22 protein-coding genes are annotated in these 22954 nt (G+C 30.3%); 10 read left to right on the top strand and 12 right to left on the bottom strand.

The window, feature by feature from the left end:
- The first annotated feature begins 228 nt into the window (after positions 1–228).
- The 9 genes from pyrH (at position 229) to HKP59_RS03745 (ending at position 13354) form a co-directional block, all read left to right on the top strand.
- Positions 229–936, top strand: coding sequence for a UMP kinase (gene pyrH, locus HKP59_RS03705; protein WP_291803549.1), 708 nt, complete (start codon positions 229–231; stop codon positions 934–936).
- 24 nt (positions 937–960) lie between these two features.
- Positions 961–1515 (top strand): ribosome recycling factor, encoded by a 555-nt coding sequence (gene frr, locus HKP59_RS03710; RefSeq protein ID WP_291803551.1) that lies wholly within the window; start codon positions 961–963, stop codon positions 1513–1515.
- 174 nt (positions 1516–1689) lie between these two features.
- Entirely contained in the window at positions 1690–3249 is a 1560-nt protein-coding gene (locus tag HKP59_RS03715) for a glycerol-3-phosphate dehydrogenase/oxidase (protein WP_291803553.1), read from the top strand.
- 18 nt (positions 3250–3267) lie between these two features.
- Positions 3268–4605 carry a glycerol-3-phosphate transporter gene (gene glpT / locus HKP59_RS03720; protein ID WP_291803555.1) on the top strand — a complete coding sequence of 446 codons (1338 nt, stop codon included), beginning with the start codon at positions 3268–3270 and terminating at the stop codon, positions 4603–4605.
- 156 nt (positions 4606–4761) lie between these two features.
- Positions 4762–7272, top strand: a complete 2511-nt coding sequence (locus HKP59_RS03725; RefSeq protein ID WP_291803557.1) for a DUF5686 and carboxypeptidase-like regulatory domain-containing protein — start codon at positions 4762–4764, stop codon at positions 7270–7272.
- Between the two features lie 53 nt (positions 7273–7325).
- Entirely contained in the window at positions 7326–9701 is a 2376-nt protein-coding gene (locus HKP59_RS03730) for an MMPL family transporter (protein ID WP_291803559.1), read from the top strand.
- Between the two features lie 67 nt (positions 9702–9768).
- Positions 9769–11202, top strand: coding sequence for an asparagine--tRNA ligase (gene asnS, locus HKP59_RS03735; RefSeq protein WP_291803561.1), 1434 nt, complete (start codon positions 9769–9771; stop codon positions 11200–11202).
- 81 nt (positions 11203–11283) lie between these two features.
- Positions 11284–12741 (top strand): RNA polymerase factor sigma-54, encoded by a 1458-nt coding sequence (gene rpoN / locus HKP59_RS03740; protein ID WP_291803562.1) that lies wholly within the window; start codon positions 11284–11286, stop codon positions 12739–12741.
- Positions 12742–12745: 4 nt separating this feature from the next.
- Positions 12746–13354, top strand: a complete 609-nt coding sequence (locus tag HKP59_RS03745; RefSeq protein ID WP_291803564.1) for a phosphatase PAP2 family protein — start codon at positions 12746–12748, stop codon at positions 13352–13354.
- Here HKP59_RS03745 and HKP59_RS03750 read toward each other — a convergent pair.
- The 6 genes from HKP59_RS03750 to HKP59_RS03775 form a co-directional block, all read right to left on the bottom strand.
- Positions 13342–13968, bottom strand: a complete 627-nt coding sequence (locus HKP59_RS03750) for a porin family protein (RefSeq protein WP_291803566.1) — start codon at positions 13966–13968, stop codon at positions 13342–13344. The two genes, HKP59_RS03745 and HKP59_RS03750, sit on opposite strands and share 13 nt — an antisense overlap.
- 136 nt (positions 13969–14104) lie before the next feature.
- Positions 14105–14581 carry a biopolymer transporter ExbD gene (locus HKP59_RS03755; protein ID WP_291803568.1) on the bottom strand — a complete coding sequence of 159 codons (477 nt, stop codon included), beginning with the start codon at positions 14579–14581 and terminating at the stop codon, positions 14105–14107.
- Between the two features lie 9 nt (positions 14582–14590).
- Positions 14591–15205 (bottom strand): biopolymer transporter ExbD, encoded by a 615-nt coding sequence (locus HKP59_RS03760; RefSeq protein WP_291803570.1) that lies wholly within the window; start codon positions 15203–15205, stop codon positions 14591–14593.
- 6 nt (positions 15206–15211) lie between these two features.
- Positions 15212–15673 carry a hypothetical protein gene (locus HKP59_RS03765; RefSeq protein ID WP_291803572.1) on the bottom strand — a complete coding sequence of 154 codons (462 nt, stop codon included), beginning with the start codon at positions 15671–15673 and terminating at the stop codon, positions 15212–15214.
- An 8-nt stretch (positions 15674–15681) separates the two neighbouring features.
- Entirely contained in the window at positions 15682–16428 is a 747-nt protein-coding gene (locus HKP59_RS03770) for a MotA/TolQ/ExbB proton channel family protein (RefSeq protein ID WP_291803574.1), read from the bottom strand.
- A 291-nt stretch (positions 16429–16719) separates the two neighbouring features.
- Complete coding sequence (locus tag HKP59_RS03775) at positions 16720–17757, bottom strand: asparaginase (protein ID WP_291803576.1); 1038 nt, start codon at positions 17755–17757, stop codon at positions 16720–16722.
- Between the two features lie 76 nt (positions 17758–17833).
- On the opposite strand from HKP59_RS03775, the gene HKP59_RS03780 reads away from it, so the two are divergent.
- Entirely contained in the window at positions 17834–18532 is a 699-nt protein-coding gene (locus HKP59_RS03780) for a zinc metallopeptidase (protein WP_291803578.1), read from the top strand.
- Between the two features lie 23 nt (positions 18533–18555).
- Here HKP59_RS03780 and HKP59_RS03785 read toward each other — a convergent pair whose 3' ends face one another.
- From HKP59_RS03785 to HKP59_RS03810, 6 genes are all read right to left on the bottom strand, one after another.
- Entirely contained in the window at positions 18556–19020 is a 465-nt protein-coding gene (locus tag HKP59_RS03785; RefSeq protein ID WP_291803580.1) for an Lrp/AsnC ligand binding domain-containing protein, read from the bottom strand.
- Positions 19021–19107: 87 nt separating this feature from the next.
- A complete protein-coding gene (accC, locus tag HKP59_RS03790) occupies positions 19108–20454 on the bottom strand; it encodes an acetyl-CoA carboxylase biotin carboxylase subunit (RefSeq protein WP_291803582.1) in 1347 nt (448 codons plus the stop codon).
- A 63-nt stretch (positions 20455–20517) separates the two neighbouring features.
- The gene (gene accB, locus HKP59_RS03795; protein WP_291803584.1) at positions 20518–20994 is read right to left on the bottom strand and encodes an acetyl-CoA carboxylase biotin carboxyl carrier protein; all 477 of its coding nucleotides are present in this window, start codon (positions 20992–20994) and stop codon (positions 20518–20520) included.
- Positions 20995–21021: 27 nt separating this feature from the next.
- On the bottom strand, positions 21022–22017 hold the full coding sequence (locus HKP59_RS03800; protein ID WP_291803585.1) for a beta-ketoacyl-ACP synthase III: 996 nt from the start codon (positions 22015–22017) through the stop codon (positions 21022–21024).
- A 153-nt stretch (positions 22018–22170) separates the two neighbouring features.
- Positions 22171–22365, bottom strand: a complete 195-nt coding sequence (gene rpmF / locus HKP59_RS03805; RefSeq protein WP_291803587.1) for a 50S ribosomal protein L32 — start codon at positions 22363–22365, stop codon at positions 22171–22173.
- Positions 22352–22912 carry a DUF177 domain-containing protein gene (locus HKP59_RS03810; RefSeq protein ID WP_291803589.1) on the bottom strand — a complete coding sequence of 187 codons (561 nt, stop codon included), beginning with the start codon at positions 22910–22912 and terminating at the stop codon, positions 22352–22354. Before HKP59_RS03810 ends, rpmF begins: the two co-directional genes overlap by 14 nt.
- Between the last annotated feature and the right edge of the window lie 42 nt (positions 22913–22954).

The following is a 22954-nucleotide window of genomic DNA, read 5'->3' on the forward strand; positions in this document are numbered from 1 at the left end:
TACATACAAATGATACCTGATAACTGTGTTAAAAATAAACAATATTTATTTGAGAATTCCATTAAAATAGAATTTAACTAGTAACGTTACAATTATATTTATTTTAATTAAATAATCTCTAAAATTTAAACTAAAAATAAAATAGATGAAACATTAAACATTATCTATGTTTATCCTTTTAAATACTTCTAAAGTATTTATTATATTTGCGTAACTTTCAACCAAATTATGGAATATAAAAGAATTCTTTTAAAGTTAAGTGGTGAAGCTCTTATGGGAGGTCGTCAATATGGTATAGATCCAGCACGTTTAGCTGAATATGCTTTAGAAATTAAAAAAATTGTTGATAAAGGTATTGAAGTTGCTATTGTTATTGGCGGTGGAAATATTTTTAGAGGTGTGGCTGGCGCAAGTAATGGTATCGATAGAGTTCAAGCAGACTATATGGGAATGTTAGCAACCGTAATTAACGGATTAGCATTGCAAAGTGCCATTGAAGATGCTGGAATAAAAACAAGATTGCTTACTGCAATTAAAATGGAACAAGTTGCTGAACCTTTTATAAAAAGAAGAGCTGTTCGTCATTTAGAAAAAGGACGTGTAGTGATTTTTGGCGGCGGAACCGGAAACCCTTATTTTACAACTGATACAGCAGCCGTTTTAAGAGCCATAGAAATTAATGCAGATGTTATTTTAAAAGGAACACGTGTTGATGGTATTTACACTTCTGATCCTGAAAAATTTGAAGATGCCATTAAATTTGATTCTATCACTTATAAAGATGTAATGAGTAAGGGCTTAAAAGTTATGGATATGACCGCATTTGCTTTAAGTCAAGAAAATAATTTACCTATTGTTGTTTTTGATATGAATACAAAAGGAAATCTTGAAAAAGTTATATCAGGAGAAAATATTGGAACAAAAGTTGATAAATAAATATATAATTAAAATTTTTCAATTATGAATGAAGAATTAGCCTTTATAATAGATAGTACAAAAGAACTAATGCAAAATGCAATTACGCATTTAGAAAAAGAATTTAGAAATATTAGAGCAGGTAAAGCAAGTCCGGCAATGTTAGGAAGTGTAACTGTTGAATATTACGGCTCACAAGTACCTTTAACACAAGTAGCAAATGTGGGAACTATGGATGCCCATACCATAACTGTTCAACCTTGGGAGAAAAATATGCTACACGAAATCGAAAAAGCAATTATGAATGCCAACCTAGGCTTTAACCCTATGAACAACGGTGAAATAGTTATTATTAATGTTCCTGTATTAACTGAGGAAAGACGTATGGAACTTTCTAAACAAGCAAAAGCTGAAGCTGAAACTGCTAAAGTAAGTATTAGAAACGATCGCAGGGAGGCTATGAATGAAATAAAAAAAGATGATTCTTCTGAAGATATGAAAGCTAATGCTGAAATTGATATTCAAAACTTAACTGATAAATTTATCGCGGAAGTTGATGAACATTATAAAATTAAAGATGTTGAAATAATGAAAGTTTAATTTTTTAACTTCTACTTTTAAACTTTTATAAATTCCCTCCTTATTCAAAAAAAGGAGGGAATTTTATTTTGAGCCTTTATAAAAAATTATAGATGCTCACCTATATAATTGGATTAAAAAAAGTCTTTCTATCTTTACAAGTAAATCATTATTTAATTAACTGGAAAGATTGCTATGCATCGTACCAAAATATTAAATTCTATTAGGAATTATAACAATAAATTAGATTTTATTGTGATTGGTGGTGGTGCGACTGGACTTGGAATTGCATTAGAAGCTTCATCAAGAGGATATTCAGTTATTTTACTTGAACAAAATGATTTTACAAAAGGAACGTCAAGTAGAAGTACAAAACTAGTTCACGGAGGTGTAAGATATTTAGCACAAGGAAATATTTCACTGGTAAAAGAGGCATTAAGAGAACGAGGTTTTATGAAAAAAAATGCTCCTCATTTAGTTAAAAATCAATCATTTATTATTCCAGCCTACAAATGGTGGGTGCAACCTTATTACACACTTGGATTAACTATATACGATTTATTATCTGGTCGATTAAGCCTTGGTTGGTCTATTCCAACTTCAAGAAAAAAGACCCTAGAATGTATTCCAACACTTAAAAGAAAAGGCTTAAAAGGAGGTGTAATGTATCACGATGGTCAATTTGATGATTCTCGTTTTGGAATAAACTTATGCCAAACAATTATTGAAAAAGGAGGAATTGTTATCAATTATATGAAAGTTAGTAGCCTCATAAAAGAAAATAATAAGGTAACTGGAGTAATTGCTTTTGATCAAGAAACTGGAAAAGAGTTCCATATAAAATCAAACAACGTAATAAACGCAACTGGTGTATTTATTGATGATATTATAAAAATGGATACACCAAATGCTCCAAAAATGGTCTGTGTTAGTCAAGGAGTTCATTTAGTTTTGGATAAAGAATTCATACCGAATAATTATGCCATAATGATTCCAAAAACTAAAGATGGACGAGTATTGTTTGCTGTTCCATGGCATCAAAAAGTTATTGTAGGAACTACTGATGTATTAAAAGAGAATGCTGAACTGGAACCAATAGCCTTAGAAGAAGAAATTGATTTCATTTTAGAAACAGCCGGACGATTTTTGGCAAAAAAACCTAATCGGTCTGATGTAAAAAGTGTTTTTGCTGGTTTACGACCACTAGCAGCACCAAAAGAGGGAAGTTTAAAAACGAAAGAAATTTCTAGAAAACATAAAATTGTAATATCAGATTCAGGTATGTTAACTATTACCGGTGGAAAATGGACTACTTACCGACAAATGGGTGAAGATGTTATCAATCTATTAATTAAAAAAACTGATTTTAAACAAACAACATCCAATACGAAAAACTTGAAAATACACGGATGTATGGAAGACGTAAATTATGAAGATCCTTTATCTGTTTACGGAAGTGACGCAGAACAATTGTTAGTTTTGGCAAAATCAGAAAATCTAGAAAATTATTTAAGTGAAAGTTTAAAAATTATAACGGCACAAGTTATTTGGGGAGCACGTTTTGAAATGGCAAGAACTGTTGAAGATATTCTTGCTAGAAGAACAAGAGCTCTTTTTTTAGATGCTAAAGAAAGTGTTAGAATTGCACCTAAAGTAGCTAATTTATTGGCTAAAGAATTAGGATTCAATAAAGAGTGGGAAAAAATACAGATTGAAAAATTTAACGCTATTGCAACGAATTATATCTTAAATTAACCGCAAACAAACCAAATTATGTTACATATTTTTAAACCTGCACCTCATAAAGAACAAATAGCATCTGCAAAAATTGATAGTAGCTATAAAAAATTACGACTTCAGGTTTTTTTAGGAATTTTTATTGGCTATGCTGGTTATTATTTGGTTCGAAAAGTTTTTTCCTTAGCAATGCCAGATTTAGTGGCATTAGGATTTTCAAAAACTGAATTAGGGTTAGCTTTATCTGGTGTTTCAATTGCGTACGGTTTGAGTAAATTTATTATGGGTAATGTTTCGGACAGAAGTAATGCACGGAATTTTATGACTGCGGGCTTGGTATTATCAGCTTTTACAATGATTGCCATGGGAATAATCCCTATTGCGACTTCATCGGTAGCAATTATGTTTGTTTTGTTATTAATAAATGGTTGGTTTCAAGGAATGGGTTGGCCTCCATCTGGAAGAGTTATGGTGCATTGGTTCTCAATAAGAGAACGCGGAACGAAAATGTCTATTTGGAATGTGGCTCATAATGTAGGTGGTGGTATTATTGGTCCTCTTGCAATTTTAGGCGTTGCTATTTTTGCTGACTGGCATGCCAAATTATATTTTCCCGGTTTTATTGCTTTAGCTGTAGCATTAATTACTTGGCTATTATTACGAGATACTCCCCAATCTTGTGGGCTTCCAAATATTGAAAAATATAAAAATGACTATCCAGATATTTATTCAGAAAAATTTGAACAAGAAATGTCCGCTAGAGAAATTTTCTTCAAATATATCTTTAAAAACAAATTATTATGGTCAATTGCATTTGCTAATGCTTTTGTTTATTTGGTTCGTTATGGTGTTTTAGATTGGGCTCCTTTGTATTTAGAAGAAAGCAAAGGCTTTTCAATTCAAGAATCAGGTTGGGCCTACTTTGCTTATGAATGGGCCGGTATTCCTGGCACTTTACTTTGCGGTTATTTAAGTGATAAAGTTTTTAAAGGGAAAAGAGCTCCTGTAAGTATTATATATATGCTTTTAGTAATGGTTTCATTATTTATGTATTGGACTAGTGAATCTATACTTGCAAACTCAATTGCTTTAATATTTATTGGCTTTTTAATTTATGGGCCTGTGATGCTGATTGGTGTGCATGCGTTAGATTTAGTGCCTAAAAAAGCTGCTGGTACTGCTGCCGGATTAACAGGTTTATTTGGGTATTTAGGTGGTGCCCTATTTGCAAATATTGCAATGGGGGCTGTAGTTGATTATTGGGGATGGCCGGGAGGTTTTGTAGTTCTTATTGGATCTTGTATTGTTTCTATTTTTCTTTTAGCGCTCTCTTGGTATCATGAATCAAATGGTCATAATGGAATACACGCATAAATTAGTATTTAAGAAGTTGAATATTTAAGTGGAAGCAAGAAATGTACAGGAAAAGTAGTTATTCTTTAGCGTTAAACTTTTCACAAATAAAAACAGGTGATTTTTATATTTTTTGAATTACTCTATATTTGTTTCTTCCTGAAGAAATTTTCATCTATGAAAAATATACTTTTAGTAGTATTACTAATTCCCTTTTTTGCGATTTCACAAACTAAAATTCAAGGAATTGTTATTGACAGTAAAACAGGACAACCTCTTCCTTTTGCTTCTGTTGTGACCAATACAAATTTTGGAACGTTAACTGATTTAGATGGTGAATTTAATATTAAAGCAAAAAATTCATTTCAAGAAATTAGAATTTCATATGTGGGCTATCAAGCTGTAACTGTTCCTATTTCGAATGATGATAAATTTGTACGTATCAAATTAAAAGCTTCTGTTGAAAATTTAAAAGAAGTTTTAATAACTGCCAAAGAAAATCCTGCATTACAAATTATTAGAAATACAATCGCTAATAAATCAAAAAATAATATTGAAAAAGCATTAAATTCATTCAAATTTGATACTTACAATAAAATATTAGTCACTGCAAATCCTGACTCAATTAATGGAAAAATAGATTCTATTTTTGTTTTAAAAAATGGTGAGAAAAAATTCAAAAAAATAGACTCCTCTAATTATAAGTTTAAAAAGGAAATTGATAAACAACACTTATATATTTCTGAAAAAATATCTGAATTTCAATTTCAAAAAGGAAAGAAAAAAAAGGAAATTATTTTGGCATCTAGAATGGCAGGGCTACAACAACCTATTTATGAGCTTCTAGCTATTACATTTCAAGATTTTTCATTTTATAATGAGTTTTATACACTCGCAGGAACTAAATACACAAATCCTATTGCTAATAATGCCATTAAACAATACAATTATAAAATATTAGATACTGTTACTACAGAAAATGGAACCTCAATTCTAATTTACTTTAAGCCTAAAATAAAAAAAGAAGTTTTAGGTATTGAAGGTGTTTTGTATATAGATTCTCAAAACTATGCGATTACAAAAGCGATTGCTGAATTAAAAGGTATTGCAAACGTTAAAGCAACTCAAAATTATAGGTATCAAAAAAAATACAATATATGGTTTCCTGAAGATATGAATATTGTACTCAAAAAAGGAAACAACGATGAAAATATTTCACTTTTTGGAGGCACAGTTAAATTTAGCGAGAGTAAAAAAAATGACTCTATTATAAAAACTAACAAAAAAAATGCTAGTGACATTACCTATTTCATTTCTAAATCGGTGAATTCAAATTTTGAAATTAATACACCCGTTGTAGTAAAAAAATCATCTTCAACAATTCAATTTAATGATGATGCTCATAAAAAAACAGAAGAATTTTGGAATATTTACAGAACAGATTCATTAACCCTTCGTGGAAAAAACACCTACAAAACCTTAGATAGTTTAGCATTAGAAGATAATGTTGAGAAAAAAATTAATATTGCACGAAATATTTTAAAAGGATATTATCCAACTAAATACATCAATCTTGACCTTGGTAAAATTATCAACCTAAATAATTATGAAGGGTTACGAATTGGTTTTGGTGGCGAAACTAACACCAATTTTTCTCCAAAATTTAAATTGGAATCTTACTTAGCATATGGAACGAAAGACACTGATTTTAAATACAGTTTTGGTGGTTCATTCCGATTAAATAAAGAAACTAATACTTGGTTTGGAGGGAATTATACCAATGATATAAAAGAAGCAGCCTCTTTAGATTTTATTGCCGAGAATAATTCATTTTCCCCTATCAATCCAAGAAATTTAAATATTAGCAAGTTTTACAGCTACAAAACAGTAAATGCGTTTTTAAAACATGATATACAACCAAATTTAGAAGCAAAAATTCAATTAAGTACCGGAGATTATAAACCGCTTTTTAACTATCAATACATTTCAGCAACTAAAAATTTATCAGAATATAACTTAACAACTGCCTCATTCGGATTTCAATACAACCCAAAAAATGAATATATGAATTCACCTTTAGGTAAGTTACAAATTAAAAATAGTTTTCCTCAGTTTACCTTTCAACTTACCAAAAGTTTTAAAAATTTAATAGAAAGTGATTTTAACTTTACACAACTAAATTTTAGAGTTATGCATCAAATAAAGCGACTTAGAAAAGCAACAACGCATATATTAGCTGAAGGTGGAATTCTTTTTGGTGAAACTCCAATTTCGCATTTATACAACTCAACTCCTAATTATACATTTAAAAATCCTTGGTTAAAACGAGTTACGCTTGCTGGTAAAAATAGCTTTGAAACAATGGGATACAATGAGTTTATTTCAGACAGATTTGCGGCCATACATTTAAAACACGAAATAACATCTTTTAAAATATCTAATAAATTTAAACCCCAATTAACCTTAGTAACGAGAGCGGCTATTGGTGATATTTCAAATCCAACCTATCATAACGGATTAGAATTTAAAAGCTTGAATAAAGGATATTTAGAAAGTGGCTTAGAGTTTAACAGCCTTTTTAAAGGTTTTGGTCTTAGCGCTTTTTATAGATATGGCGCTTATAAAAACCCTGAATGGAGCGATAATTTGGCTGTAAAATTAACCTATAAATTAAGATTAGGATTTTAAAAACAAATCAGTAAAAGCGAAACTATTTTTATACCTTTGCGAAAATTTTGACAATGGATTTTTGGACTCATGTATCAAGGATAATACTAAAAAATCGGTATTTTATACTTGTATTAATAGGTGCCTTCACCTACTTTTTAGCTTCACAAATGCAATACATGCGTTTTTCTTACACAGAAGCTAATTTATTACCAGAGAATCATGAAGTTAATATTGAATATGACCATTTTTTAGATCTATTTGGAGAGGAAGGTAATTTAATAATTTTAGCTACAAACGATTCCACCATATTTACACCTAAAAAATTCAATGCCTGGAATAAACTTTCCAAACAATTAGATAGTTTATCTGAAGTAGACTTTACAGTCGCTGTTGGGGATATTAAAAAATTAAAGAAAAATAATAAAGAACAAAAGTTTGATGTTGAGCCGTTATATGATAAAACCCCTGAAACAACTGAAGATGTTCTAAAAATTAAAACAGAGTTATTTGAAAACCTTCCATTCTTTGATAATTTTTTATTCAACAAAAAAACGGGTACTATTAGAACAGTTGTTTATTTAAAAAAGGATATTGTAAACACTGCAGCTCGTAAAGATTTTGTTTTTGATATATTAAATCCAACCATTGAAAAATTTGAAAAAGAATACGATTTAGATATTCGAGTTTCAGGAATGCCGTACATACGGACCATGAACGCTCAGAATATTATTGATGAAATTGGACTTTTTGTAGGCTTAGCCTTAGGTATTACCGCTCTAATTTTCTTTTTCTTTTTCCGTTCAATAAGGGCTACTTTCATTACACTTTTAGTGGTGAGCATTGGAGTTGTTTGGGCTTTTGGTTTTATTGGCTTATTTAGATATGAAATTACAGTTTTAATGGCTTTAATTCCTCCATTAATAATTGTAATTGGGGTACCGAATGCCATATTTCTAATTAATAAATATCAGCAAGAAGTAAAAAAACATGGTAACCAAGCAAAATCTTTACAACGTGTAATTACAAAAATTGGTAACGCTACTTTAATGACTAATGTTACCACAGCATCAGGTTTTGGAACATTTATTTTTACTAAAAGTCAGCTTTTAAGAGAATTTGGAACTATTGCTTCCATTAATATTATAGGTATTTTTATTTTGGCATTACTTATTATTCCAATAATGTATAGTTTTATGCCACTTCCAAAAGAAAAGCATTTAAAACATTTAGAGCGCAAGTGGATTGAAGCTATTGTAAAATGGATGGAAAACATTGTTAGAAATCATAGAATATTAGTTTACATAACTACTATTGCTTTGATTTTTATAAGTATGATTGGTATTTATCAAATTAAAGTTTCTGGTAGTATTATTGAAGATATGCCAAAAGGTGAAGATTTCTTTAAGGATATTGTATTTTTTGAAGAAGAATTTGGTGGCATTATGCCACTAGAAATCGTAATTGATACCAAAGTAGAAAAAGGTGTTATGAAGCTTTCTACGTTAAAACGTATGAATAAATTGGATGAAACTATTGATGAAATCCCACAACTTTCGAAATCAATTTCAGTATTAAATTTAGTAAAATACTCAAAACAAGCATTCTACGGTGGAAACCCTAAATATTATCAATTACCTACCAATCAAGAAAAGAACTGGATTTTATCTTACACTAAAAATTCTTCGTCGAATGATGATTTAATGAAAAATTTTGTCGATTCAACTGGACAATACGCGCGTATTACCACCTTTATGAAAGATATTGGTACAGATAAAATGGCGCTTATTGAAGACCGTCTGCAACAAAAAATTGATAAAGAATTTCCAGAAGATAACTACAACGTATCAATGACTGGTAAAGCACTGGTGTTTCTTAAAGGAACCAACTTTTTAATTAACAACTTAGTCGTTTCTCTTTCATTAGCCATTTTGTTAATTGCAATTTTCATGGCATTTTTATTTCGTTCATTTAGAATGATTTTAATTTCATTAATTCCAAATGTTTTTCCATTATTAATTACAGCTGGTTTAATGGGCTATTTAGGGGTTCCAATAAAACCTTCGACTATTTTAGTATTTAGTATTGCTTTTGGTATTTCTGTAGATGATACCATTCATTTTTTAGCTAAATATCGGCAAGAGCTCATAGCAAATAATTGGCGTATTAAACAATCTGTATATAATGCATTAAGAGAAACAGGTGTCAGCATGTTTTATACTTCAATTGTGTTATTTTTTGGTTTTTTAGTGTTTACCGTATCTAGTTTTGGAGGAACAATTGCTTTAGGAGGATTAGTTTCAATTACATTATTATTTGCAATGACATCAAATTTATTGCTATTGCCTTCACTATTACTATCTTTAGAAAAAAATATTGCAAGCAAAGAAATTTTAAAAGAACCTACTTTAGATATTTTATCTGCTGAAGATGACAATGGTGATAAATAAAGAATAAGGTGAGTTTTTTTGCTTTTTCAATTGTTAATGTATCTTTGCAATTCTTAAAATTTTGATTATGACAAGAATGACTGTTGCTGAACTTTTAAGTTCAGATAAATTTTTACAAGAAGTAACTTTAAAAGGTTGGGTTAGAACCTTTAGAGCTAATCGTTTTATTGCTTTAAACGATGGTTCTACGTTAAATAATATACAATGTGTAGTGGATTTTGAAAACACTGATGAAAGTGTTTTAAAACGTATTACAACAAGTGCTGCAGTATCAGTAAAAGGAACATTAACTGAAAGTCAGGGAAAAGGTCAAACAGTTGAGATACAAGTTTCTGAAATAGAAATTCTAGGAGACTCTAATCCTGAAGAATATCCTATTCAACCGAAAAAACATAGCTTTGAGTTTTTGCGAGAAAATGCGCATTTACGAATAAGAACCAATACATTTAGTGCCGTAATGCGATTACGATCTGCACTATCATTTGCAGTTCATAAATATTTTACTGAAAACGGATTTTATAATTTTCACGCGCCAATAATTACAGGTTCAGATGCAGAAGGCGCTGGTGAAATGTTTAATGTAACCACATTGGATGTTGAAAATTTACCAAAAACTGATGATGGAGCAATAGACCGCTCAAAAGATTTTTTTGGAAAAACAACAAACCTTACTGTTTCTGGTCAATTAGAAGCTGAAACTTATGCAATGGCATTAGGGAAGGTTTATACTTTTGGACCAACTTTTAGAGCTGAAAATTCAAATACTACTCGTCATTTATCTGAATTTTGGATGATTGAACCTGAAGTTGCTTTTAATAATTTAGATGACAATATGGATTTAGCAGAAGATTTTATTAAATCTGTTGTATCATATGTATTACAAAATTGTAAAGACGATTTAGCTTTTTTAGATAATAGATTAACGCAAGAAGATAAATCTAAACCAGTTATTGAACGAAATGAAATGTCTTTGTTAGAAAAGCTAAATTTTGTAGTAGACAATAATTTTAAACGAGTTAGCTATACAGAAGCGATTGATATTTTAAGAAATTCAAAACCAAATAAAAAGAAAAAATTTCAGTATCTAATCAATGAATGGGGCGCAGATTTACAAAGTGAACATGAACGCTATTTAGTAGAGAAACACTTTAAATGTCCAGTAATTCTATTTGATTATCCAGCTAATATCAAAGCATTTTACATGCGTTTAAATGAAGATGGAAAAACAGTTAGAGCAATGGATGTGCTTTTTCCAGGTATTGGAGAAATAGTTGGAGGAAGTCAACGTGAAGAACGCTTAGATGTTTTACAGCAAAAAATGGCCGAATTAGGTATTGAGGAAAAAGAATTGTGGTGGTATTTAGACACTCGAAAATTTGGAACAGCAGTGCATAGCGGATTTGGACTTGGTTTTGAACGTTTAGTTCAATTTACAACAGGAATGGGAAATATACGTGATGTAATTCCTTATCCACGTACCCCTCAAAATGCTGAATTTTAATTAAACGTATAAAAAAGCATCCAATCAGTTATGGTATGCTTTTTTTTGTATTTTTAACAAAAGGAAATATATGTTGAATGTATGCTAAAGCAAAGTTTAAATTTTAAATTATTACAAAAATTATCTCCTCAACAAATTCAGTTGATGAAGATGATTCAACTACCTACGCAAGCTTTTGAACAACGCTTAAAGCAAGAATTAGAGGAAAATCCAGCACTAGAAAGTGGTAAAGAAAATAGTGATGAATATGAAGATTCTAATTCTGAAGATGACTATGATACTACTGGAAATGAAAATATTGACACTGAAGATATAAATATTGATGAATATTTAAGTGACGATGAGATTCCAAATTATAAAACTCAAGCAAATAACTATTCGGCTGATGATGACGAAAAAAACATCCCTTATGCCTCTGGAACTTCATTTACACAACATCTAAAATCTCAAATAAACACCTATCGGCTAACAGAAGAAGAAGAGATAATTTCTGATTTTTTAATTGGAAGTATAGATGATAGCGGATATATTAGAAGAGATTTAATTGATATTTTAGACGATTTAGCTTTTACACAAAACATTTTTACCACTGAAGAAGAATTAGAACGGCTTCTTAAAATTGTACAACAATTAGACCCTGCAGGTGTGGGGGCAAGAAATTTAAAAGAATGCCTTTTAATTCAATTGAAACGTAAAAAAGAAAAACCTAGCAGAACACTAGCCATCAATATTCTAGAGAATTCATTTGACCAATTTGTTAAAAAACATTACTCTAAATTGCTTCAAAAATATCATATTGCGGAAGAAGAATTAAAAGAAGGTATTCAACAAATTGAAAAACTTAACCCAAAACCGGGTGGCTCATTTGTAGGAAACAATAAAATTGCTCAACAAATTGTACCAGATTTTACGATTAGAATAGTAGAAGGAGAATTAGAACTTACTTTAAACTCTAGAAACGCGCCCGAACTTCATATCTCAAATGAATATAATAATTTATTAAAAGGTTATAAAGACTCTAAAGATAAATCTAAATCACAAAAAGATGCTGTGATGTTTATTAAACAAAAATTAGATGCTGCTAAATGGTTTATTGACGCCGTAAAGCAAAGACAACAAACCTTGTTTTTGAACATGAGTGCAATTATAGAGCATCAAAAAGAATATTTTTTAAGTGGTGATGAGCGAAAATTGAGACCCATGATACTAAAAGATATAGCTGATGCCATTAATATGGATGTGTCAACCGTATCGAGAGTTGCTAACAGCAAATATGTATCAACACCTTATGGTACGAAATTAATTAAAGAGTACTTCTCAGAATCTATGAAAAATGATGAAGGCGAAGACGTTTCGACTAAAGAAATAAAAAACATATTACAAACTGTAATTAGAGAAGAAAGTAAAAAGAAGCCCTTTACTGATGATAAATTAGCAGCTATTTTAAAAGAAAAAGGGTATCCTATTGCAAGAAGAACTATTGCAAAATATAGAGAGCAATTAGATATTCCAGTCGCACGATTAAGAAAAGAAATGTAGTGAAATGAAATTTTCAAAGTTCATATCTTATTTTTTACACCCTATAAATTTTCCAATTATTGGTACTATATTATATTTTCTCTTAATTCCTGAATATATTTTTAAGCCTCAAGAGCATTTAATTATAACTGTTATCTTGCTATTTACTTATGCTTTTCCATTGATTTTATTGCTACTATTAAAGCGCTTTAAAATGATAGATAGCTATCATATGGTTACAATTGAGGAACGAAAATTTCCTACATTACTATTTGTATCAATTTCTTTTATTTTAGGAAATTGGCTTTATAAATCGAATATAGTTGATATTTTATCATTATTGTATTTTGGCTATGGACTAGGCTTACTTTTTTCTTATCTACTACTTCATTACAAACTTAAAATAAGTCTTCATACATCTGCTGCTGGTGGTTTAATAAGCTTTATTATATATTTTAGTTACACGTACCAATTAAATCTAATAGTATTAATATCTATATTATTTATTCTTAGTGGGCTTATTGCATCTTCTAGATTGAGATTAAAAGCACATAACGTAAGTGAAGTTTTATTAGGGTTTTTATTTGGTTTAGTTTCTCAATTAATTGTATATACAATTTATTACATCATATAGAATTTTAGGCCTACCTTAAAATCTCTAAGAAATAATGAATTACCATTTAAATCGGCCTCATTTAAAATAGAATTTAAACCATAATAAACGTATAAATTCCATGTGCTAAAACCAGTAGCTAAGGTTAATCCATATTGTACCTTATTAAATTCATCAATATTTTTAGTTGTAATAGTTTCAATCGTATCGGTATAAATTGATTTAGCACCTAACAAATAACTAATTTTAAAACCTCCATAAACCCTCCAAAATTTATACTTATCAATTGTTGAATTTCTCCAACGAATTTCAAACGGTAACTCAAGAGCACTCGTAGCAAATCTATTTTTAGTATAACCACTACCAATTTCAAATAAAGAAGTTTGACTGTTTGATTTAGATATTTTCAAATTTTGAATATATGCGTTGTATGAATATCCTACGCCAATTCCAATACCTAAATCACCTTTTATAGTAAACGGTATATCTTTTACAAAACCAATGGAAAAACCTCCTGAAAAACCATTTTGAGCAATAGTAGATGGTTTATCTAATAAGATATTATAAGATAAAGACAAGTATAATTGATCTTCAAGGTATCTCAAACTTTTGTCATCTGAACTATCTTGTGCCACAAGATGAAAACATATAAATAAAAAACTAATTCCTAACAAAAGCCTTCTCATAAAACAAATATACTTTATAAAAGTAAAAAAGGCAATCAAATAGTATTTGATTGCCTTTTTTAATAGTTAGATTGTAATTAATTCTTTAATTTTTATAATTTGTTTCAATACTACTACCCTTAGTAGTTGAAAAACTAATTTTTAAAGCATTAATATCTCGTAACTGCTCTTTTATATCAAGTATTGTACCTACGTTTGCTTCTTTATCAGCTTTTATAGATGTAGTCATATATTTAACTTCATCCTCACTTCTCAAAGCTCTTTCCGCAAAAATAAAACTAGGAACATCTTTTACGTCAATAATTTTATCATTTACCTGAATTTTATCTCCAGATATCCTAGCGTCTTTTGATTTACCAACATAAATGGTACTTACCAAACTTTTTTGCTCCAACTTTTTTACTTCACTTGCTGTAGGAAGAACAGGTTTTTTCAATAATAAATCTGTTTCTCTCATAGTAGTTGATACCATAAAAAAGAATAATAGCATAAATACAATATCAGGTAAGGATGCCGTAGAAATAGCAGGTAATCCTTTCTTCTTCTTTTTAAATTTACTCATATGCTGATATTATTTAATTGGTTCTGGTTCAGATATAATTTGAGGATAACTATCCTTCAAAAAATCTATTTTCTCTTTTAAACTTTCACTCCCATTATCCTTATAGTCATCTAATAAATCTTTATAAGATCTTTTATATTTGCTTAAGGCTAATTTATTTCTAAGTTCATTATAAGCTCCTTCAATTTCGTTTTGTATAGAAACATACATGCCGTAAGTTGTACCTCTATCACTCTGCAAAGATATAATTGCTTTTGTTGGATGATCTGAAGATGCTGGATCTTTTGCACCGTTACAATAATCACAAGGTTCAGCAGGCTTACCATCTTTTGCTGTAGATAACCCTCCTCCGTTGTCAATAAAATTCATTGCCAATCTCTTAATATCGGTAACTTCAACAAATTCGTTCTCTACTAATAATTGGTTGTTTCTATTCACAACAATATCTAAAACGTTCTTTTCTTTTATAATAACTTCTGGTTTTTCATCTGTTTTTTCAGGTAATTTACGTGCAATCCCTGAATCAACATCCATAGTAGTAGTTACTAAGAAAAATATTAGCAGCAAGAACGCAATATCTGCCATTGAACCCGCATTAATTTCTGAGTTTTCTCTTCTTGCCATTTTCAGTTAATTTTTTAGTAATGATTTAACAAAGTCTATAAAAAAGGCTCCAAAACCAATAACACCTAAAATGGCACTAAAGTTAATCCCTGTACTTACCCATTTTGAAACGCTACCAGCTTCTCCATCTTTTAATACTTTACCCATAGACATCACTGCTCCATCATCTGCAAGAGAATAGGCAACAACTAAGAATACAAGTAAAACTCCAACACCCATTAAAGTTCTTTTTAAAACTTGTGGATGCTTAAGCATATTTACAGCTGAAAACACCACTGCAATAATAGCAGTTATTACTAATACTATAATTGAAAACCATATGAATGGAGACAAGATACTACCTTGTAGATCTGCATCAACTTTAAGAGCTTCATCTCCTTCAATCATTATTCTGATGAAGAAAAAGAAACCTATCAAGCCAATTAGCCCTGCGACTAATGTCAATATTTTTGATAATTTCTGATTCATAATTATTCTTATTTTTTATGTCTAACCAAAAGGTCAACAAGTGAAATTGAAGCATCTTCCATATTATTAACAATACTATCTACTTTAGAGATAATATAGTTATAAAAAATTTGAAGAATAATTGCAACAACTAAACCAAATACGGTTGTTAATAAAGCTACCTTAATACCTCCTGCAACAACTGTTGGAGAAATATCACCAGCTGCTTGAATTGAGTCAAACGCAGCAATCATACCAATTACAGTTCCCATGAAACCAAGCATTGGTGCTAAAGCAATAAATAAAGATAACCAAGAAATATTTTTTTCTAACAATCCCATTTGAACTCCACCGTAACCAACAACTGCTTTTTCAGCTGCATCTACACCTTCATCCATTCTGTCAAGTCCTTGATAAAAAATTGATGCAACAGGTCCTTTTGTATTTCTACAAACTTCTTTTGCCGCTTCAACTCCTCCTGATTGTAAAGCTTCATCAACTTTATTCACTAATTTCTTAGTGTTAGTTGTAGCCATGTTAAGATAAATAATTCTTTCAATTGCAATAGCTAAACCTAAAATTAAGGCTACTAATACAATTCCCATAAAGAAAGGTCCACCTTCAATAAAACGTTGTTTTAATTCTTGATGAAATGTTTTAGATTCTGTTGCGTCAGCAACTTGCTCAGTTTTAGCTGCATCTTGTGCTATAGCTTTAGGTGCTGCTCCAAATAACAATAATCCTGTAATCGCAAGGATAGTAAATACTCTTTTCATTGTGTAATAGTTAATTTATTAATTTTTCGGTTTAAATATATAATAATTTTCACAAAGCAAATAAACTTATAAAACAAAGTTAGCAAAGTTTAATAACTTCTAAGCTTTTATTAACTTAACAGCTTTTGCGAATGGCAAGTAACAAAAAAATGTTGAATTCTGAAAATTTTACACCTAATTTAAGTTATTTTTTTGATAAGTTTATTTTTTAAACTTTCATCAAAAATCAAGACCAAATTGATTGATTTATTGAAAAATAAAAAAAATAATGATTAATTAGTTAAATAAAAATCACTCTTTAACACTAATTTCACCTCTTAATGAAGTTTCGTAAATACTTTTAAAGCTATTTTTTTTTATATTTTCACCTAATAAATACATCAATTTGGCTATTGCAGATTCAGTTGTTATGTCATTTCCACTAATAACACCTATTTTTTCAAGTTCAATACTTGTTTCATATTGACCCATAATAACAGTACCACTAATACATTGAGTTACATTTATAATCTGAATTCCATTACTAATCGCATTTTTTAACAAGCTTATAAACCAATTTTCAGTAGACGCATTTCCAGAACCGTAAGTTTCCATAATTACACCTTTTAACCCTTTAATCGTTAAAATACTCTCAACAATAGTCTTTGTAATACCCGGAAATATTTTTAAAATAACTACTTTGTTTTCCATTTTTTTTCTAACCATTAAAGGTTTATTAAAATTAGTATTAAGTAATAGTTGTTTATTAAACTTTAAGTGAACCCCACTTTCAGCAAGCGGTGGAAAATTTGGTGAAGTAAAAGCCTCAAAATGCTCTGAATTTACTTTTGTTGTTCTATTTGCTCTATATAATTTATATTCAAAATACAAGCATACATCAGAAATTATTGGAATTCCATTTTCTTGAGATGAAGCAATCTCTATGGAGGTTATTAAATTTTCCTTCGCGTCAGTTCTTAAATCTCCTATAGGTAGCTGTGAACCTGTAAAAATTACTGGTTTTGAAAGGTTTTCTAACATAAAACTAATTGCAGAAGCAGTGTAAGACATGGTATCAGACCCATGTAAAACAACAAAGCCGTCATACAGTTCGTAATTTTCTTCAATAATTTCAGAAAGGGCTACCCAATTATCTACATTCATGTTTGACGAATCAATTGGATAATCAAATGAAACACTATTTATGCTACAATTTAAATGGTTAATTTCAGGAATATGCTTCAATAATTTATCAAAATTAAATGTACGCAATGCTCCTGTTTTAAAATCCTTAACCATTCCTATAGTTCCCCCTGTGTATATTAAAAGTATTTGCGGTATTTTTGCCATTTTGTCTGTTACTTGTTTTTGGAATAATTTATGTTGTAAATTTATCAATTAAAAAACAATACTTAAAAAGAAATTTATGACAGGTTTTTATCTAATCATTGGAGTTATTTCACTAGCAAGCTGGCTAGTGAGCAAACGCTTAAAAAATAAGTTTACTTATTATTCTAAAATTCACTTAAAGAATGGGTTAAGCGGAAAAGAAATTGCTGAGAAAATGTTAAATGACCACGGTATTTTTAATGTTAAGGTTATCTCAACCCCGGGAGAATTGACAGATCATTATAACCCATTAAACAAAACTGTTAATTTAAGTGAGGTCGTTTATAATCAAAGAAATGCGTCTGCAGCGGCAGTAGCAGCTCATGAATGCGGCCATGCAGTCCAACATGCACAAGCATATGAGTGGTTAACTTTACGATCGAAATTAGTACCTGCTGTTAATATTTCTTCAAAATTCTCGCAATGGTTAGTAATAGGTGGAATAATTTTAGGTGCAGCTTCTGGAAATACGGGAATAGGTTTTATAATTGCAGTTGTAGGTTTGGCGATGATGGCAGTGGCTACATTTTTTAGCTTTATTACGCTACCTGTTGAATATGATGCTAGTAATCGCGCACTAGCTTGGTTAAAGTCCAAAAATATGCTTACTACTATTGAACAAGATGGAGCAAAAGATGCCTTAAAATGGGCTGCAAGAACGTATCTAGTGGCTGCATTAGGATCTTTGGCAATGCTATTGTACTGGGGATTAAGAATTTTAGGTTCAAGAGATTAAAAAAGTCGTATTTAACTACTTTTCTACAATTTAATTTGTCTATCTATTTGTTGATCTAATGAAATAAACGTTTCTGTTCTAGCAACTCCTTTAATAGACTGAATTTCTTCGTTTAATAATTTCATTAAATGCTCATTATCCTTGCATAATATTTTTATAAATATAGCCCAATCACCTGTAGTGTAATGACTTTCTATTACCTCAGGAATTTCTTTTAATCGTTTTATTGCCTCCGAATATTTACTTGCAGTATCTAAAAATATACCTACAAATGCCAATGTTTTATAGCCAATTATTTTAGGATTAATTACAAATTTAGAGCCAGCTATTAATCCTGAAGCCTCTAACTTGCGTAATCTTTGATGAATTGCAGCTCCAGAAATTCCAATTTTCCGGGCAATCCCTAATATTGGAGTTCTAGCATCATTCATTAAATTTTTTAAAATAATTTTATCAATACCATCAATATGTAACTCTTTTTCTTTCATAAGATTTCTAATTGAAAGTAAATTTATAAAAAATAAAGGATATGAAAACTCATATCCTTTATTTTTATTTTAGTTTGAAACTTACAATTATTCTTTAGGTAACAATTCAAAATCTTCCATAAATTTTGTGGTATAATTACCTGAAATATAATCTGGATGATCCATTAACTGTCTATGAAACGGAATTGTAGTTTCAATTCCTTCAATAACAAATTCATCTAAAGCTCTACGCATTTTATTAATAGCTTCTTCGCGTGTTTGCGCAGTTGTTATCAATTTTGCAATCATAGAATCATAGTTTGGAGGAATTGTATACCCTGCATAAACATGGCTATCAACTCTTACTCCATGCCCTCCAGGAATATGTAAAGTTGTTATTTTACCAGGTGAAGGTCTAAAATCTTTGTATGGATCTTCAGCATTAATTCTACATTCAATAGAATGTAATTTAGGTAAATAATTTTTACCTGAAATTGGAATTCCAGCTGCAACTTTTATTTGTTCAAAAATTAAATCGTAATCAATAACTTGTTCTGTAATTGGATGTTCTACCTGAATACGAGTATTCATTTCCATGAAATAGAAATTCTTATGCTTATCTACTAAAAATTCTACAGTTCCTGCCCCTTCATATTTTATAAATTCTGCTGCCTTTACTGCAGCATCACCCATTTTTTTTCTTAATTGTGGAGTCATAAAAGGTGAAGGTGCCTCTTCCGTTAACTTTTGATGACGACGCTGAACGGAACAATCTCTTTCTGACAAGTGACATGCTTTTCCAAAAGAATCTCCAATTACTTGAATTTCAATATGTCGAGGTTCTTCAATAAGTTTCTCCATATACATAGCATCATTTCCAAAACTTGCAAATGCCTCTTGTCTGGCAGAATCCCAATTATCTTTTAGGTTTTCTTTTTCCCATACAGCCCTCATACCTTTACCGCCTCCTCCAGCAGTTGCTTTTAACATTACAGGATACCCCATTTCATCAGCCAACTTTTCAGCTTCTTCTAAGGTGTCTAGTAGTCCATCTGAGCCAGGAATTGTTGGAACACCTGCCTCCTTCATAGTCGCTCTTGCAGAAGCTTTATCTCCCATTCTACTAATCATCTCAGCGGAAGCTCCTATAAATTTAATGTTGTGTTCCTCACATAATTTCGAAAACTTAGCATTTTCAGATAAAAACCCATATCCAGGATGAATTGCATCTGCATTTGTAATCTCAGCTGCAGCCAAAATTGCAGACATTTTTAAATAAGATTCACTACTTGCAGGTGGGCCAATGCAAACAGCTTCATCTGCAAAACGAACATGTAAACTTTCTGCATCTGCAGTTGAATACACAGCAACTGTTTTTATTCCAATTTCTTTACAAGTTCTTATAACTCGCAAGGCTATCTCACCTCTATTGGCTATTAATATTTTTTTAAACATAGTACTTTCAAATTACTTAATAAAAATAGCTCCAAAATTATTGTTTGAAACTAAAAATAAAATCTATGAAGGGTCTACTAAAAATAATGGCTGACCGAATTCAACCGGAGTTGCATCATCAACTAATATTTTTACAATTTTACCCGTAACTTCAGCTTCAATTTCATTAAATAATTTCATCGCTTCAACCATACAAACTATAGTTTCTGAATTTACTGAATCACCCACTTCCACAAAAACTGGTTTATCTGGTGAAGGCTTTCTATAAAAAGTTCCAATAATTGGCGATGTAATTTCTATATATTTTGAAGTTTCATCAGCAGCAGGAGAACTAGGTGTTTCCGCTGGAACTGCCTGAGCTACTGGTGGAGCAACTGACATTTGAGGCATTCCTATAGGTGCTTGCTGTAAAATAGTTGTCTCACTTTTTTCTGAACCAGTTTTAATGGTGATTTTAATATCTTCCATTTCTAACTTTACTTCACTTGCTCCAGATTTTGCAACAAATTTAATCAGGTTTTGAATATCTTTTATGTCCATATTCGTTTAGTTTTAGTTGTTATTTTTTTATAAGTTATATGCCCATTTCAAGTAAATTGACCCCCAGGTGAATCCTCCTCCAAACGCAGCAAAAATTATGGTATCTCCTTTTTTTAGTTGGTCTTCATAATCTGCTAAAAGTAATGGTAATGTAGCAGAAGTAGTATTTCCATATTTTTGAATATTCATCATTACTTTAGAACTATCCAAGCTAATTCTATTCGCAGTTGCTTCAATAATTCTTTTATTTGCTTGATGTGCTGCAAGCCAAGTTACATCTTCTTTTGTTAAGTTATTTTTTTCTAGAATTTTTACAGTAACATCTGCCATATTAAAAACAGCATTTTTAAAAACAGTTTTACCATCTTGAAATACAAAATTCTCTCTTTTATCTATTGCTTCCTTTGTTGTTGGATATAGAGAACCTCCTGTTTTTACTTGTAAAAATTCTCTCCCAGCTCCATCACTACGAAGGTATTCGTCCTGCACCCCTAGACCTTCATTATTAGGTTCAAACAAAACTGCGCCAGCTCCATCGCCAAATATTATACAAGTAGCTCTGTCTGTATAATCTATCATTGAAGAACATTTATCAGCCCCAATCAACAGTACTTTTTTATATTTACCAGATTCTATATAGCTTGAAGCGACCGACATACCATATAAAAAGCTTGAGCAAGCAGCTTCTAAATCAAAACCAAAAGCATTAGTTGCACCTATTTCGGAAGCTACAAAAACAGCGGTTGCAGCCGCCTGCATATCAGGCGTTGCAGTAGAAACTATTACTAAATCAATCTCTTTAGGATCTAGCTTTTTCTTCTCTATTAATTGTTGTGCCGCTTTTATCGCCATGTAAGAAGTTCCTTTTCCTTCTCCTTTTAGAATTCTTCGCTCCTTAATTCCTGTTCTAGTAGTTATCCATTCATCATTAGTATCTACTAATTTTTCCAACATTTTATTGGTTAAAATATCTTCAGGAACATATTTGCCTACGGCTGTTATTGCTGCTGTAATTTTTGTCATAATTTAATTTCTTTCATCAACAAAGAGTGGGTAAAAATAGTGAAATATAATTTGAATATTTACTCAATTCTAGCAATTTTTGATGAATTATAGGCTAAAAAACAAAAAAACTCTCAAAATTGAGAGTTTTTTTTTAATTTTTAAACTAGCTTATTAAGCTTGTATTTCTTCAGAATCTATAACTATTTGACCTCTATAGTATAATTTACCTTCGTGCCAATGAGCTCTGTGATATAAATGTGCTTCTCCTGTTGTTGGGTCAACAGCTATTTGAGGTGCAACAGCCTTATAATGAGTTCTTCTTTTATCTCTTCTTGTTTTTGATATTTTTCTTTTAGGATGCGCCATTATTTGTATTTTTATCTATTAGTATATTTCTTAATTTATTCCACCTAGGATCAATTTCCTTATTATTTTTCTCTAAATCTTCTTCTTTTATTTCTAACTCTCTTAACTTTTCTAAAACTTCTGATTGCAATGTACCATCATTTACACCTGGGTGAATTTTTTTTATAGGTACAGACAAAACTATTACTTCATAAATATATTGTGCAATATTAAATTTATAGTCTGAATATGGTATAATTATTAAATCTTCATTTTCATCATTAAATTCGTCTCCAAATTTTACAATTAAATTCATGCTTGTTTCAATTGGTTGATGAAACAATTCATTTGTAACATCACAGGTCACTTCAACCCAACCAGCTACACCAAAGCTTAATTCAAACATTGTTGCTTTTTTTAAAAAAGACAACTCTACTTTTATGTTTGAATTGTAAAATTCATCATAGTTAAAAAAATCAAAGAACTTCTTCTCAATTACATACTCAAATTGATGATTTCCTTCTTTTAATCCCATAAAAGAAATGTCATACTCTTTTAAATCTTTCATTTAGAACTTCAATTTGAGCGTGCAAAGATATAAAATTATAAA

The organism is Lutibacter sp., assembly GCF_013041805.1.
Lineage (GTDB): Bacteria > Bacteroidota > Bacteroidia > Flavobacteriales > Flavobacteriaceae > Lutibacter.